13 protein-coding genes are annotated in these 13,680 nt (G+C 64.2%); all 13 read right to left on the reverse strand.

Going from position 1 to position 13,680, the window contains the following annotated elements:
* Positions 1-61: 61 nt before the first annotated feature.
* Complete coding sequence (locus CKO27_RS05750; protein WP_200373923.1) at positions 62-436, reverse strand: response regulator transcription factor; 375 nt, start codon at positions 434-436, stop codon at positions 62-64.
* A complete protein-coding gene (locus CKO27_RS05755; protein ID WP_207280615.1) occupies positions 429-3,191 on the reverse strand; it encodes an ATP-binding protein in 2,763 nt (920 codons plus the stop codon). Before CKO27_RS05755 ends, CKO27_RS05750 begins: the two co-directional genes overlap by 8 nt.
* A 6-nt stretch (positions 3,192-3,197) precedes the next feature.
* Positions 3,198-3,398: a hypothetical protein gene (locus CKO27_RS05760; RefSeq protein ID WP_200373924.1), complete on the reverse strand. Its 201-nt coding sequence runs from the start codon at positions 3,396-3,398 to the stop codon at positions 3,198-3,200.
* Between the two features lie 79 nt (positions 3,399-3,477).
* Positions 3,478-3,912: a type II toxin-antitoxin system VapC family toxin gene (locus CKO27_RS05765; RefSeq protein ID WP_200373925.1), complete on the reverse strand. Its 435-nt coding sequence runs from the start codon at positions 3,910-3,912 to the stop codon at positions 3,478-3,480.
* Between the two features lie 389 nt (positions 3,913-4,301).
* Positions 4,302-4,589: a BrnA antitoxin family protein gene (locus tag CKO27_RS05770; protein ID WP_200373926.1), complete on the reverse strand. Its 288-nt coding sequence runs from the start codon at positions 4,587-4,589 to the stop codon at positions 4,302-4,304.
* On the reverse strand, positions 4,576-4,737 hold the full coding sequence (locus CKO27_RS25150; protein ID WP_200373949.1) for a BrnT family toxin: 162 nt from the start codon (positions 4,735-4,737) through the stop codon (positions 4,576-4,578). The genes CKO27_RS05770 and CKO27_RS25150 overlap by 14 nt, the downstream gene beginning before the upstream one ends.
* 17 nt (positions 4,738-4,754) lie before the next feature.
* Positions 4,755-7,250 (reverse strand): glycogen/starch/alpha-glucan phosphorylase, encoded by a 2,496-nt coding sequence (locus CKO27_RS05780; RefSeq protein ID WP_200373927.1) that lies wholly within the window; start codon positions 7,248-7,250, stop codon positions 4,755-4,757.
* A gap of 237 nt (positions 7,251-7,487) precedes the next feature.
* Positions 7,488-9,890 (reverse strand): putative bifunctional diguanylate cyclase/phosphodiesterase, encoded by a 2,403-nt coding sequence (locus tag CKO27_RS05785; protein WP_200373928.1) that lies wholly within the window; start codon positions 9,888-9,890, stop codon positions 7,488-7,490.
* 12 nt (positions 9,891-9,902) lie between these two features.
* Complete coding sequence (locus tag CKO27_RS05790; RefSeq protein WP_200373929.1) at positions 9,903-10,343, reverse strand: hypothetical protein; 441 nt, start codon at positions 10,341-10,343, stop codon at positions 9,903-9,905.
* Positions 10,344-10,349: 6 nt separating this feature from the next.
* Positions 10,350-11,531, reverse strand: a complete 1,182-nt coding sequence (locus CKO27_RS05795; RefSeq protein ID WP_200373930.1) for a hypothetical protein — start codon at positions 11,529-11,531, stop codon at positions 10,350-10,352.
* 137 nt (positions 11,532-11,668) lie between these two features.
* Entirely contained in the window at positions 11,669-11,878 is a 210-nt protein-coding gene (locus CKO27_RS05800) for a SlyX family protein (RefSeq protein WP_200373931.1), read from the reverse strand.
* A gap of 32 nt (positions 11,879-11,910) precedes the next feature.
* A complete protein-coding gene (gene trhA, locus CKO27_RS05805; RefSeq protein ID WP_200373932.1) occupies positions 11,911-12,525 on the reverse strand; it encodes a PAQR family membrane homeostasis protein TrhA in 615 nt (204 codons plus the stop codon).
* Between the two features lie 8 nt (positions 12,526-12,533).
* Complete coding sequence (locus tag CKO27_RS05810) at positions 12,534-13,613, reverse strand: serine hydrolase (protein WP_200373933.1); 1,080 nt, start codon at positions 13,611-13,613, stop codon at positions 12,534-12,536.
* Positions 13,614-13,680: the final 67 nt, after the last annotated feature.

Here is a 13,680-nt window from a genome sequence, read left to right on the forward strand (position 1 = left end):
GCTTCATCGCTCGATCCGGAGCGGTGTGCCTTGTCGTTGGTCGCGGCGGCGTTCGCCCGGATCAATCCGTCGTGGCGAGCAGTTCCTTCACTTTATCGACCAGGTCGCGCGTCGAAAATGGCTTCGGCATATAGGCGTCCGCGCCCAGGGCGAGTCCCTTGTCGTGCTCGGCTTCGCGGCCCTTGGCGGTCAGCATGAGCACGCGCGTCCTGGCCAGGGCCGGATCCGCGCGGACCGCGGCCAGGACGGCGAAACCATCGAGCTTGGGCATCATGACATCGAGCACCACTAGGTCCGGTCGATGGGTTCTGACGGCGGCCAGGCCGGCCTCTCCATCGCGGGCGACGCGCACCTCATGCCCCTCGCGCATCATCAGGAATTCCAGCGAGATGACGATATTGGGCTCGTCGTCGACGATCAGGATCCGCTTACTCATGGTCAGGCCTTCGGTCCAGGGTATCCGAGTGATGGGCTGGTAGCTCGAAGCAGAGGTTAGCACCTTTTTGGGGCGGATTTTCCGCCCAGATGCGTCCGCCCAGGTTGTCGATGATCTGTCGGCTGATCGGGAGGCCCAGACCGGTTCCGGCGGGTTTGACCCCGCCGATCGAGGTTTGGCGGAATTTTTCGAAGACCAGCTCAAGCTCGGTCTCCGGGATGCCTGGTCCGTTGTCGGACACGCGGACGCGCCAGCCCGCCTCGACGCCATGGAGCCCGATCCCGATGCGTCCGGTGTCGGCCGGAGCGAATTTGGCCGCGTTCGACAGCAGGTTCACGAGCACCTGGACCAGACGATCACGATCGCCCCAGACGATCGCGGGTCGCGGATCCAGATCGATCTCGAGCGCGATCCCCCGCTCCTCGATCAACTGTTCGGTCGCCGAGACCGCCTGCTCGATCACGGTCTGGAGCGTCACCGCCTCGGTGCGCCAGTCTGCATGGCCCGATTCGATCTTGGCCAGATCCAGTACCTGATTGACGAGCCGTGACAGCCGCTCGGTCTCGCTGACCAGGATGCCGAGAAAACGCTTGCGCTGATCGAGTGCGATCTCGGGATCGTCGTACAGGATCTCGGAGAAGGCCCGGATGGAGGCCAGTGGGGTGCGCAGCTCATGGGTGACGGACGACATGAAGTCGTCCTTGAGCCGATCGAGTTCCTGGAGCCGCACATTGGCGGCGCGCAGCTCGGCGGTGGCGACCTCCAGCGCCTGGGATTTCTGCTCCAGCTCGTGGCTGTAGGCGCGGATCTGCGACGCCTCGTCAAGGATGTCGAGCACCTCGTCGAGTCCCAGCGCCTCCTCCTGCGTGACCGAGCCCACCATCAGTCGCGCCGAGGCGCCGCCGATCGCGCCCGAGAGCAGGGTCTCGGCGAAGTTGACCGTCTCGGCGTCGGCGGGCAAGGCGTCGGGCGAGGCCAGCCCCCGCGACTCCGCGTAGCGGGAGAAGGCGAAACGGGTGCGAGCCAGACCGAGGAAACGCCCGTTCAGGGCCATCAACTCGCGGATGTCCGCGCGGCCGCGCCAGAGCGGCGCGCGGCTGGTCTGGCGTTGCCGCGGGGCGTCCACGAAGATGCGCGCCTGGGCCGCCTCGATCGCGTTCGGCTCGCGCCGCGAGGAGACCGCCAGAAAGGCGCCGATGTTGGCGATCAGACTCCAGAATAGGCCATGGGTGATCTCGTTCCAGCCGGTCAGACCGAAGAGCGCCAGCGGGGCGAGGAAATCCATGCCGCCGGGACCGGATTCCATGAAGGCCGGAGGCAGCCAGCCGGACTTGGCGAAGGAGGGCAACAGCAGGGTGTACATCCAGACCGCGAAGCCGGCGCTGAGTCCCGCCAGCGCCCCTGCGTGGGTGCCGCCGCGCCAGTAGAGCCCGCCGATCACCACGGGCGCGAACTGGGCGATGGCGACGAAGCTGATCAGCCCGATGCTGACCAGGGCATAGGCCTCGCCGGCGAACCGATAGTAGAGATAGCCGAGCATCAGGACCAAGACGATGGCCCCCCGGCGGACATTGAGCAGCAGCCGGCCGAGATCGGCCGGCGGCGGGCGACGGCGCCAGCGGCGCAACAGCATCGGCAGCACCAGGTCGTTGCAGACCATGGTCGAGAGGGCGATGGTCTCGACGATCACCATCCCGGTCGCGGCGGACAGACCGCCGATGAACACCAGCAGCGCCAGCCAGGGCTGGTCGAAGGCGATCGGCAGGGTCAGCATGAAGGTATCGGCGTCGACCGTCCCGTCCGGAAAGGTCGCGAGCCCGGCGATCGCGATCGGGATCACGAACAGATTGATCAGTAGCAGATAGAGCGGGAACAGCCAGATGGCGCGCCGGATGTGGCGCTCGTCGCTGTTCTCCACCACCGCGACCTGGAATTGGCGCGGCAGCAGCATGACCGCCAGCGCGGCCAGGAAGGAGATCGCGAACCAGTCCTGGAAGGGCGAGAGACTGGGCTCCAGCAATGGCGCGAGCCGCTCGGCGAGTCCTGGGTCATCCAGGACGCGCGGCAGCTCGGGGCCGCCGAGGCCAAGCAGGCCGGCGGTGACGAACAGCCCGACCGCCAGGAAGGCGACCAGCTTGACGATCGACTCGAAGGCGATCGCCGCGACCATCCCCTCGTGTCGCTCGCTGGCGTCCAGTTGGCGCGTACCGAAGAGGATGGTGAAGGCCGCCAGCAGCAGGGCGATGACGAAGGCCGAATCGTGCCAGAGCGGCAGGGCGGTCTGGCCCGGCATCCGGACCTCGGGGTAATGCTGGAGGATGGCGAAGCTCCAGGCGATGGCCTTGAGCTGGAGCGCGATGTAGGGCACCACCCCGATCACCGCGATGACGGTCGCCACGCCTCCGAGCGCCTGACTCTTGCCATAACGCGAGGCGATGAAGTCGGCGATCGAGGTGATGCGCTCGGCCTTGCTGACCCGAACCATCTTGAGGAGCACGGATCCCCAGAGCAGGGCGATCAGGGTCGGTCCCAGATAGATGGGCAGGAAGCCGATGCCGTTCTCCGTCGCCCGCCCGACGCTTCCGTAGAAGGTCCAGGCCGTGCAATAGACGGCGAGCGAGAGCGCGTAGATGGTCGGATGCGCGATGATGGAGCGACCGTGATCGGCGCGCCGGTCCGCCCAGTAGGCGATCGCGAAGAGCAGCCCGAGATAGGCGAATGAAACACCGATGATGAGCGGCCCAGTGATCACCATGGGCCGTCATTCACGCCCGCGCGTCGCGACCCAGGCGGCCAGACCAATGACCGTGGCCCAGACGCCGTAGAGATAGAGCAGGAGCGCCGGGATTCCCCGCCAGCGTTCAAGGGCCTCGAACTGGAGCACGAGCGGCGAGAACAGCAGCAGCATCGCCGCCAGGAAGAGCGTCAGCAGACGTTGTCTGAGCAAGGTCGCGCGAGGCATGGGCGGCTGGCTATCCGGTCGGGTCGGAGGCGAAACGGCCCGCGCGGATCGCGGGCCGTCATGCGCTGAAGACGAGGATTCAGGCGACCTTGGCCTGCATGCGTCTCAGAAAATCCGCAGGGGCCAGCACCGGCAGCGTGGTCTCGGGGAAATCCGAGGGATTGAGGGTGATGACATGATCGAGTCCGTTCACGCGGGCGCAGGCGTGGGTCAACGCATCCTCGAAGTAGAGCCATCCCAGATCCATGGCCGCGTCGACCACGGCGGCGTCGACCGGGGCGACCTCCAGCATGGCGCGCAGCTCGGTCAGCTTGGCCCGCGCGCGGGGCGATCCTTGCGAGCGGGTGAGAAAGTCGTTCAGGTATTCGATCGCCGTGGCGCAGACATATCCCGCGACATCGCCATTGGCGGCCAGCGTCAGGGCCGCGTTGGATTCCGGAGTGGGTTGACCGTCATTCGTCAATGCGTCGACCAGCACGCTTACATCGAACAATGCCTTGGGCTGTGGGTTCATGAGTTGCTCCTTATTTCGATCCATGGTCCTGTGGGGCGATCGGTGCTTACTCGCTAGCGCCCCTTGGCGGGCTCATCGCCTCCGGTGCCGCCGTCGCGCGTGCCAGGAAACCAGCGGAACTTCGCTCTCCGCGAGGAGGCGGCTGGTTGGATCCAGGGTGATCCAGGGATGGCGCGAGCGAATGTTCCAGGAGCTGGAGGAAGGCAAAACGGCTACGGATGGCCGCGTCGAGACAGGCCAGTCTCCTGGATGCGGTTGAATATCTTCCTTGATCATCCCCGCTCGTCGGCATGACGGAATGGCGTCAACCGATTCTGCCTCGATTCTTGAGCGCGCGCGAGCCTATTTTTCAGGCATGGGCGAGTCGGGCGGCCATACCCCGCCGTGTATCAGCGAGGATGCGTCTCGACGTAGGCGCGCACGATCTCGTTGACGCGCGTCTGCCAGCCCGGCCCGGTCGCCTTCATCGCGGCCAGGACATCGGCATCGAAACGGATGGTGGTCGAGACCTTAGGCGTCGGCGAGGGCGGCCGGCCGACGCGCGACCGGGGTTTCACGGTTTCCCACTCTTCATCCGTCAGTGGTCGGGCGTCCGGATCGGACAGCGCGGCGGCGGCGGTGATGGCGGCGTCTTCTTCGTCGGTGGGTATGATGGTGCCGGGTTTAAGACGTGGCATAGTGATTGATCTCGCGTTGATTGGCCTTGCGCAGGCTGATGAGGCGTCGCGCATCGGATCGATCGACGAAGACCACCGCGAACAGGCGCAGGCCGATGTAGCCGATACCGCCTTGCCGCTCTTCGCCGTAATCCCAGCGGTTATCGATAAGGAGGAATTAAGATCCTAGGGATCGATCGGCTTCGGTGTGACCTTCCAGATGTGTTCCGCGTACTCGCGAATGGCGCGGTCGGAGGAAAATCGGCCGATGCGCGCGACATTCAGGATCGACATGCGGGTCCAGTGCGCCTGGGCACGGTAGGCTTCCCCCGCCCGTTCCTGGCATTCGAGATAGGCCCGGTAGTCGGCGAGCACCATGAAGGGATCGTGATTGATCAGGTTGTCGGTCAGCGGACGGAAGAGCTGTGCGTCTCCGTGGGAGAAGAGGCCGGAGTTGATGAGATCGATGTCGGCCTTGAGATCCTGGTCGCCATGGTAATAGTCCCAGGGACGATAGCCCGCGATCTGCTTATCGAGAACCTCCTCGGCGGTCATGCCGAAGAGAAAGAAGTTGTCTTCTCCAACCTCGTCGCGGATCTCCACGTTGGCGCCGTCCAGGGTGCCGATGGTCAGGGCTCCGTTCATCGAGAATTTCATGTTTCCGGTGCCCGATGCCTCCTTGCCGGCGAGCGAGATCTGCTCGGAAAGATCGGCGGCGGGGTAGAGTCGCTGACCGTTCTTGACATTGAAATCGGGCATGAAGACCACGCGAATCGAGCCATTGACCTCGGGGTCGTTATTGACGACCCGAGCGACCGCGTTGATGAGCTTGATGATGAGCTTGGCCATGAAATAGGCGGGGGCCGCCTTGCCGCCGAAGATGAAGGCGCGCGGGACCGGACTCAGGTTCGGGTTCTGCTTGAGGCGCTGATAGCAGCGGATGATGTGCAATACGTTGAGATGCTGGCGTTTGTACTCGTGAATCCGCTTCGCCTGCACATCGAACAGGGCGTTCGGGTCCAGCTCGACGCCGGTCGCGTGCTTCAGCCAGGCGGCCAGATCCTGCTTGGCCGCGTTCTTGACCTGGCGCCAGCGTTCCTGGAGGTCGGGGTCGTCGGCGTGAGGCTCCAGCTCGCGCAGTCGGTCGAGATCGCGAATCCAGTCGTCATGGCCGCAGGTCTCGGTGATCAGGCCCGCCAGTCGCGGGTTGGCGACGACGATGAAGCGGCGTGGCGTGACCCCATTGGTGACGTTGTGGAAACGCTCCGGCCAGAGTTCGTTGAAATCCTTGAAGAGCGTCGACTTGACCAGCTCGGAGTGGAGTTCCGCCACCCCGTTGACCGCCCGACTGCCCACCACCGCCAGATGGGCCATGCGGATGCGTCGCACCTCGCCCTCGGCGATCAGTGACATCCGCCAGACCCGTGCCTCGTCGCCGAGAAAGCGCATCCGCACCTCGTCTAGGAAGCGTCGGTTGATCTCGTAGATGATCTCCAGATGGCGCGGCAGCAGGCGCTCGAAGAGGCTGACGGACCAGGTTTCGAGCGCCTCGGGCAGCAGGGTGTGGTTGGTGTAGCAGAAGGTATTGTGGGTGATGTTCCAGGCCTGTTCCCAGGTCATGGCGTGCTCGTCCACGAGCAGCCGGATCAATTCGGCCACCGCGAGCGCCGGGTGGGTGTCGTTGAGCTGGGCGACGAACTTGTCGGCGAAGGTATCGAGCGGACCGACCGTGTTCAGATGCAGCCGGATCATGTCCTGAAGCGAGCAGGAGACGAAAAAATATTGCTGCTTGAGCCGCAGTTCCTTGCCGGCCTCGGGCTCGTCGTTCGGGTAGAGAACCTTGGAGATGGTCTCCGCCTGGATCTTGGCGTGGACCGCGCCGTAATAGTCGCCCACGTTGAACGCCTGGAAGTCGAAGGACTGGGATGCCTCGGCCTTCCAGAGCCGGAGCAGGTTCACGTTGCCGGCTCCATAACCCAGGATCGGCGTGTCATAGGCTACCCCATTGATCTCCAGGGCGGGACGCCAGCAGGTGCGCGTCTGGCCCCTGTCGTCGCGGTACTGCTCGGTATGGCCGCCGTAGAGGACCGGGAAGCAGATCTTGGGGCGCGGGATCTCCCAGGGGTTACCGTTGCGCAGCCAGGTGTCAGTCTTCTCCACCTGCCAGCCGTCCTCGATCGCCTGATCGAAGATGCCGAACTCGTAGCGGATGCCGTAGCCGATCGCCGGAATCTGGCAGGTCGAGAGCGAGTCCATGAAACAGGCGGCCAGCCGCCCGAGCCCGCCATTGCCCAGACCCGGTTCCTCCTCTTCCTCCATGATGGCGTCGAGGTCCAGATCCAGCTCCTGACCGGCCTCGCGCGATACCTCTGTGATCCCGAGATTGACCAGGTTGTTGGCCAGATGCGGTCCCAGCAGATATTCGGCGGACAGGTAGCAGAGGGTGCGCGCGTGGCTGGTCTTGAAGATCTGAGCGGACTTGACCCAACGCTGGAGCAGGCGGTCGCGCGTCGTGAAGGCGGCGGCCATGTAGAGATCGTGGGGTGTCGCGACCTCGCGGAAACGCCCCTGGATATAGAAGAGATTGTCGAGGAAATCCTGTTTCAGCGAGGCCTTGGACATCCCTGTGCGGGTCGGTTCGCGCTCTGGGGGAATCGTCTCGGAGGAATGCGCCGTGCTCATGATGGTGCCTCGTCGGAACCTGATGGAAGGAGTTGGAAGAGCCCGGCCGGATCCGGGGTCGCCCCGCGCTATCCGCCCGGAATCGGTGTTGGGGTGACCGCCGTTCAGGTCGCTGTGTCGCTGTCGCTGGCCTGTCGGGCCTTGATTTGGAACCGACCACTGACCTTCGCCAACTCTAGAACGCTCGGGTTCGGTCGTCCATGTCTGGCCTGGTGGCGCCGTACCCCAGAGCCTGGTTCAGGACTCCAGCGTTGTCAGGAGTAGCTCCGGGATTCGTTCGCCGACATCCGGGAAGGACTCGATCGGCACCGGACGCGAGAAATAGTAGCCCTGCGCGTAACGGCAGCCCATGCGCCGCAAGAGCCTCACATGGCCGGCGTCCTCCACGCCCTCGGCGACCACCTCGATCTCGAAGCTGCGCGCCATCGCGGTCACCGCCTCCACCAACGCCTGGTCACCGACGTTGGTGTTGATGTCGCGCACGAAGCTCTTGTCGACCTTCAGGCGATCGACGGAGAAACGCTTCAGATAGGAAAGCGATGAGTAGCCGGTGCCGAAATCGTCCAGATAGACGGGGAAACCGTTCGCGCGCACGGCTTCGAGCCAGGTCTGAGCCCCGCCCAGATCACTGAGCAGGACGCCCTCGGTGATCTCCAGGGCCAGCGAGGCGGGCGTGAAGTCGAGACGGCTGGCCAGATCGAGCAGGATGTCGGGCGGGAGACCATCGGGGATCTGGCACGCCGATACATTGACCGACAGGGACAGTGTCTTGCCCTCGCGTCGCCAGGCGGCGAGCTGCCTGCCGGCCTCTTCAACCACCCAGAGTCCCATATCCGTGATGAGGCCGGTTTCCTCGGCCAGTGGAATGAACTCGTCGGGGGGAACCAGCCCGCGCTCCGGATGTTGCCAGCGGATCAGGGCCTCGGCGCCAGCCAGTCGGTTGTGCTTGAGATCCACGATCGGCTGGAAGAAAAGGACGAATTGCTTTTCACGGACGGCGCGTCGCAGGTCGTATTCCAGGCGTCGTCGATGCTCGGCGATCTTGGCCAGGTTCGGATCGAAAAAGCGCACGTCGCTCCCGTTGCTGGCTTTGGCATGGCTCAGGGCCAAGCCGGCATGTTGCATCAGTCCTGGGATTCCGGCGTCGGTGTCCTGGGGATAAAAGGCGATCCCGGCGCTCACATGGAGCCTCAGGGGCGAGCCGGCGACGAAATAGTGCTGATGCAATCCTTGCAGAATGCGGGCGGCGACGCGCTCGGCGTCCAGATCGCGCTGAAGGTCGACCAGCACCAGGGCGAACTGGTCCGCGCCGATCCTGGCCACCACATCGGTGCTCTTCACGCTCCTGGACAGGCGTCGGGTGGCTTCCTTGAGGATCTCGTCGCCGGTGGCTGGACCGAAGCCATCGAGGATTCGCCTGAAGTCGTCGAAGCTGATCAGGATGAGCGCGAAACCCTCGTGCTGACGAAGATCGCAGGCCAGGGTCAACTCTTGCATCCGTTGCTCCAGTCCGAGCGGGTTGGCCACGCCGGTCAGACTGTCCGTGACGGCCATTTGTCTGGCCGATCGCTCCGCCTCCTTGTGCTGGGTGACATCGTGGATGACACCTTGGATGGATTGCTCCGCGATCGGCGTGAGCACCATGCTCAGCCATCGATCCGGTCCCTCTGGCGTGCGGAATGGCAGGTCGGCCGCGGTGCTGCGATGGTTGCTCAGACAGCCGAGCAAGACCTCGGCCAGCCGCGCCGGCTCTTTCCAGCCGAGACAGAAGATCGACAGCTCGGTCGGCGGCTCGTCGACGACGGGCAGACGCGCGAGCCGAGCGAACGCGGGATTCCATGAGGTCAGAATCCCTTCGTTGTCGATGATGAAGATGCCCGTTTCCGCGTTCTTGAAAATGGCGTGATAGCGGCGCTCGTCGATCTCCCGTTGGATGCGCAGGCCACGCTCCTCGTCGAGCGCCTTGACCAAGCGGTCCGCCATCAGATTCACGTCCGTCACCAGACGGCCGATTTCGGAGCGACGGTGTCCGGCCGGTAGGGGCAGACGCTCGCCTCGGGTCGCGTCCATGCCGTGCAGCCCATCCGAGATGGCCTTGATGGGTCGGATGATGCGCAGCAGCATCGCCGCCGCGACGGCGAGCGCGACCAGCAGCAGTTGCAGGGCCATTTGCACCATGGCGACATGCGCTTCCTGGTGCATGGCCTCACGGATCACGCTCAGGTTCGGGGTGAGCAGGATCCGGCCGACGCGCGTTTCGGGCGTGAAGGGAGAAAAGACCTCGCGCACCAGGGGCGTGGCGTTCGCGTCCGCCGACGCCTCGACCGGATCCTGGGACCGGCGGCGACTAGCCAGTTCCAGCTCACCCGCCTGGATGACGACGGACAGAACCTCTGAATTCCTCAGCAAGCCGGACGCGAGTTCGGCGGCGAGAACCTCGTCCCCGGCGAAACAGGCGACGCTGGCGGTGCTCTCGACGGTATCGAGCAGTTGACTGAGACGGAGCTTGGAGGCTGCCTCCGCTTGTATCCGGTCGTACTTCAGATTGAGAGCGACGGTGAGGGCGCCGAGCAATACGAACACCGCGACCAGGACAAGCCCGGTGCGAAACAGGATGCTGCTGTGCCAGCTAGGAGGCATGAGGCCGCGTGCTCAGGGGCCGAGCGTGAAGACCACTTTGAGCTGGGACGGACGTGCGTCCGAGCGCATGTAGCCGACCGCCCCTGGGTTGTCCGACAGCCATTTCAGGCCCTCTTCGTGTGATTTGGCCTGGCGAGGCGGAGCGGTTTTTCCCGAGAAGACCAGGCGCGACCAATAGGCGCGGATTTCGGCCGGCTTCTTGTTGACCAAGCGCTGATAGAAGTCGGCCAGGAGCGCCGGATCCTCGGGTTGGTCGACCGGAAGCGCGGCCTGGCCGCTCGGCAGTTGGCGGAAACGCCCGAGGAAGATGTTGATGACCTCCTCGCGCGTCAGGCTGTCGACACCGCTGGCGCCGCTCATGACGACGACGAGCGCGCCATCCGCGCGGGCTCCTCCGAGTCCAAGCAGGAGCGTGATGATCAGCAGCCGCCTAAGTCCATGACGTGTCTTCATGGCGGGCTAGAACACGAAATCCAACGAGAGGCTGAACAGATTCATGGAGCCATCCCACTCGGACGTTTCCCAACGATAAAGGAAGGTTGAATCCGGACTCCCGCGGATGATGTCCACTTGAGCCTTCAACGCCATGTTCTCCCGAAAGTCCCAGCGCGCGCCGAGGAACAGCGTGCGCTGATCGGTGCGGAAGTAAGCCTGATAGGCGTCCGTGTAGCCTGGGATTGGGTTATTCAGATCCTTGGGGCTGGATTTCGCCGCGGAGAGTCCGACGAACGGGGTCCAGTCCTGGACCCGATAGCCGAGGATGAAATAGCCGGCCCAGGTATCCTCGAAGGTCGCGTGCTCGGCGAAGGTCTTGCTCAGCATCAACTGGGTCTGGAGCGGTCCCTCGTCGTAGACGATGCCAAAGGAGTTGAAATGCGACCAATGGTCCTTCACGCGCAACTCGTTCGCGGTCGCGGCGGGCAGGAGGCTATAGAAGTCATCGATCGGAAGCTCGTTGTCGAACTGGACACGGGCATGTCCAAGGCGAACCTGCCAGGGGCCTTTCAGGTAATCCAGATAACCCCCGACCAGCAGCGAGCCGCTCATGTTGAACTGCCGATCCTCCCAGGGTGATTGCTCGCGACTGAGACCCGCGTACAGCTTGCCCTTGAGCAAACCGCCCGCGAGCGGCCTGGCGGCGGCCACGTCCAGTCCATCCACGTAGTTGAACGGCAGGGTTCCGTAGTAATCGACGGGCGGCCGAACCGTGGTGTAGGAGTAGCCGACCAGGCGGGAGTCGGACAGCATGTAGAACTCGGTGCCCAGGCGTCCGGCGCGGAAGGTCCAGGCGGGAGTGGGCGTGAAGCCCAGGAAGGCCCAACTGATCTCGGGTTCGTAGGTGCCGTCGTAATGGTGGCGCGAGACCGCCTGAATCACGGCTTGCAGCTCGGGGCTGAATCCGAGGTTGGCCTGGATGCCCAGGACCGAGTCGGTGTCGAGGCTCCAGCGCTCGGTCACCCCGTGGGGTTGGGACAGGTCACGGACGATCTCCGCGGATCCGTCCGAGGTACGGGCGGCGCCCAGGGTTCCAAAGCCGCCGAGCGAGAAATCCATCCCGCTGGCTGGGGGGATGAGCGCGCTGCCCCACAACAAGGCCAGTCCCTGGATGAAACCTCTGGTCGTTCGGGTTGATTGGCTCAATCTCACTGTCCTGCGTTGCGAGAGACTCCCTAAACCCGGCAGTCCTTGGTTGTCGGTCGAAATGGCGTGGCGGTCCAGCCGCCGCGGCCCTTGAAACCTCGGGTCGCTGGCTTGCTCGGTGACCTTCCGAACGCGCGTCAATAATGCGGCGGTGGCGGCTCCGGTATCCGGGACACTGGGCTGGATTCGGCGAGGGATCCGACCCTGGTTCGAAGTCGGTCGAACTCGGCGCGCAGCGAATCGATCTCGCTCTGCTGGCGGGTAATGATGCCGTTGAGTACGCGCAGATCGTCTTCCTGGTAGGTCAGCCGGGTCTGAAGGTCGGCGAGTTTATCGTTGATGTCCATTGGAATCGTCAAGTCTTTCGGCGCGTCGAGGCTCAGAGAAACAGCAGGATCGTGAAATAGTGACTGACACTGCCGGCGAGGACGAACAGGTGCCAGATCCCGTGACACCAGGGATAGCGGGTGTCGAGCACATAGAAGATGACGCCGACGGTGTAGAAGAGTCCGCCGGCGAGCAGCGCCCAGAAGCCGGCCGGGGGCAGGGCGGCGATCAGTGGATCCAGGGCCAGGAGCACCAGCCAGCCCATGGTCAGATAGATGACGAGCGAGAGGATCCGCGGACCCTTGCGCGGCAAGGCGTCGAGCACCATGCCGATCAGCGCCAGGCTCCAGACGGCGCCGAACATCCACCAGCCGGTGGCGCCTTGCAGCGCCAGTAGTGTGAAGGGGGTATAGGTGCCGGCGATCAGCAGATAGATGGCGTGATGATCGAGCTGGCGAAAGATCCGCTTCGCCCGGCCCTTGAGGCTGTGGTAGAGCGTCGAGAAGAGATAGAGCAGGAAAAGGGTGAGGCCGTAGATCGTCAGGCTGAGGATGCGCAGGGCATCCCCCTCGGTGCTCGCCAGGGTGATCATCACCGTGGCCCCGATCAGGGCGAGAACCGCTCCGATCAGGTGCGAGATGCTGTTGAAGAACTCGCCTCTGTACATTGGGAGCCTTATCTGGAGGCCGTCCGGTGACTCGCCATGATCCAATCGCGCACCCGATTCGAGTCACCCACGGTACTCAACTTCCCGTTGGAATCCAGGAAGACCATGTACAGCGGCTGATTGTCGATGCGTGCCTGCATCACCAGACAACGTCCGGCCTCGTTGATGAATCCGGTCTTGCTCACATCGACGGCCCATTCCGGACTGCGGACCAGTGGATTGGTGTTGCGGTAATGGAGGGGTACGTGATCGGAGTGGGGATTGAGGGTCATCTCGCCGCGCTCGGTCGTGGCGCGGATCAGCGAATAGTTGGAGGCGGCGCGGACCATCTTCACCAGATCCTCCGCCGTGGAGCGGTTGCGCGGGTCCAATCCCGAGGAGTCCACGAACCGGGTGTTGTTCATTCCGAGCGCCTGGGCCTTGCGGTTCATGGCCTGGACGAATTCGGGCATTCCACCTCTGTAGGTCGTGCGGCCGAGGGCATGCGCCGCGCGGTTATCCGAGGACATGACGGCCACCATGATCATGTCCTGGCGCGACAGCGTGGCATCGCCGATACGCAGTCGCGAGCGGCTGTTCTTCAGGCGGTCCCGGTCCTGCTCGACGATGCGGATGGGCGTATTCAGCGACACGCCGGTATCCAGCACCACCATCGCGGTCATTAATTTGGTGATCGAGGCGATCGACTTGACCTGGCGCGGGTTTTTTGCGTAGAGCTGATTCCCCCGGCTGTCCATGATCAGGGCGCTCGCCGAATTGAGCCGGAGCGCCGAGCGGTCGAGATCCTTCCAGACGCTGCCGGAGCGATCGCCGGGCGGCCAGTCGGCCGCGTCCTGTTCGAGCCGCGCCCAGTCATAGGCGGAGCCTTGGGGCGGCGCGGTGGCGTGCACGTAGGGTTTGGGCCGATGTAGGTCGGGGGCGGCCTGCCCCTGGTTGGAGGTTGGGCCTTCCTGGCTCCCGGCGCAGGCCGCCCCGGTCAGGACGATCGGCCCCACCAACAGCAAGACGAGCGCGAGGCGCGTCAGCCGACACGCTTCCGAGCCCCATTGGATTCGCGACAGGAATGAGGAGGCGGGCGACCTTGACATGGCGGTAGAGTCCTGGTTTGGATGGTTGAGCCGATATTGCATTATCGCATAGGGATATGGGAATGCG

Source organism: Thiocystis violacea (genome assembly GCF_016583575.1).
Classification (GTDB): domain Bacteria; phylum Pseudomonadota; class Gammaproteobacteria; order Chromatiales; family Chromatiaceae; genus Thiocystis; species Thiocystis violacea.

Bases quoted from the DNA above. Each gene is read 5' to 3' on its own strand.
- CKO27_RS05750 (WP_200373923.1), bottom strand. From the start codon at position 436: ATGAGTAAGCGGATCCTGATCGTCGACGACGAGCCCAATATCGTCATC.
- CKO27_RS05755 (WP_207280615.1), bottom strand. From the start codon at position 3,191: ATGGTGATCACTGGGCCGCTCATCATCGGTGTTTCATTCGCCTATCTC.
- CKO27_RS05760 (WP_200373924.1), bottom strand. From the start codon at position 3,398: ATGCCTCGCGCGACCTTGCTCAGACAACGTCTGCTGACGCTCTTCCTG.
- CKO27_RS05765 (WP_200373925.1), bottom strand. From the start codon at position 3,912: ATGAACCCACAGCCCAAGGCATTGTTCGATGTAAGCGTGCTGGTCGAC.
- CKO27_RS05770 (WP_200373926.1), bottom strand. From the start codon at position 4,589: ATGCCACGTCTTAAACCCGGCACCATCATACCCACCGACGAAGAAGAC.
- CKO27_RS05780 (WP_200373927.1), bottom strand. From the start codon at position 7,250: ATGAGCACGGCGCATTCCTCCGAGACGATTCCCCCAGAGCGCGAACCG.
- CKO27_RS05785 (WP_200373928.1), bottom strand. From the start codon at position 9,890: ATGCCTCCTAGCTGGCACAGCAGCATCCTGTTTCGCACCGGGCTTGTC.
- CKO27_RS05790 (WP_200373929.1), bottom strand. From the start codon at position 10,343: ATGAAGACACGTCATGGACTTAGGCGGCTGCTGATCATCACGCTCCTG.
- CKO27_RS05800 (WP_200373931.1), bottom strand. From the start codon at position 11,878: ATGGACATCAACGATAAACTCGCCGACCTTCAGACCCGGCTGACCTAC.
- trhA (WP_200373932.1), bottom strand. From the start codon at position 12,525: ATGTACAGAGGCGAGTTCTTCAACAGCATCTCGCACCTGATCGGAGCG.
- CKO27_RS05810 (WP_200373933.1), bottom strand. From the start codon at position 13,613: ATGTCAAGGTCGCCCGCCTCCTCATTCCTGTCGCGAATCCAATGGGGC.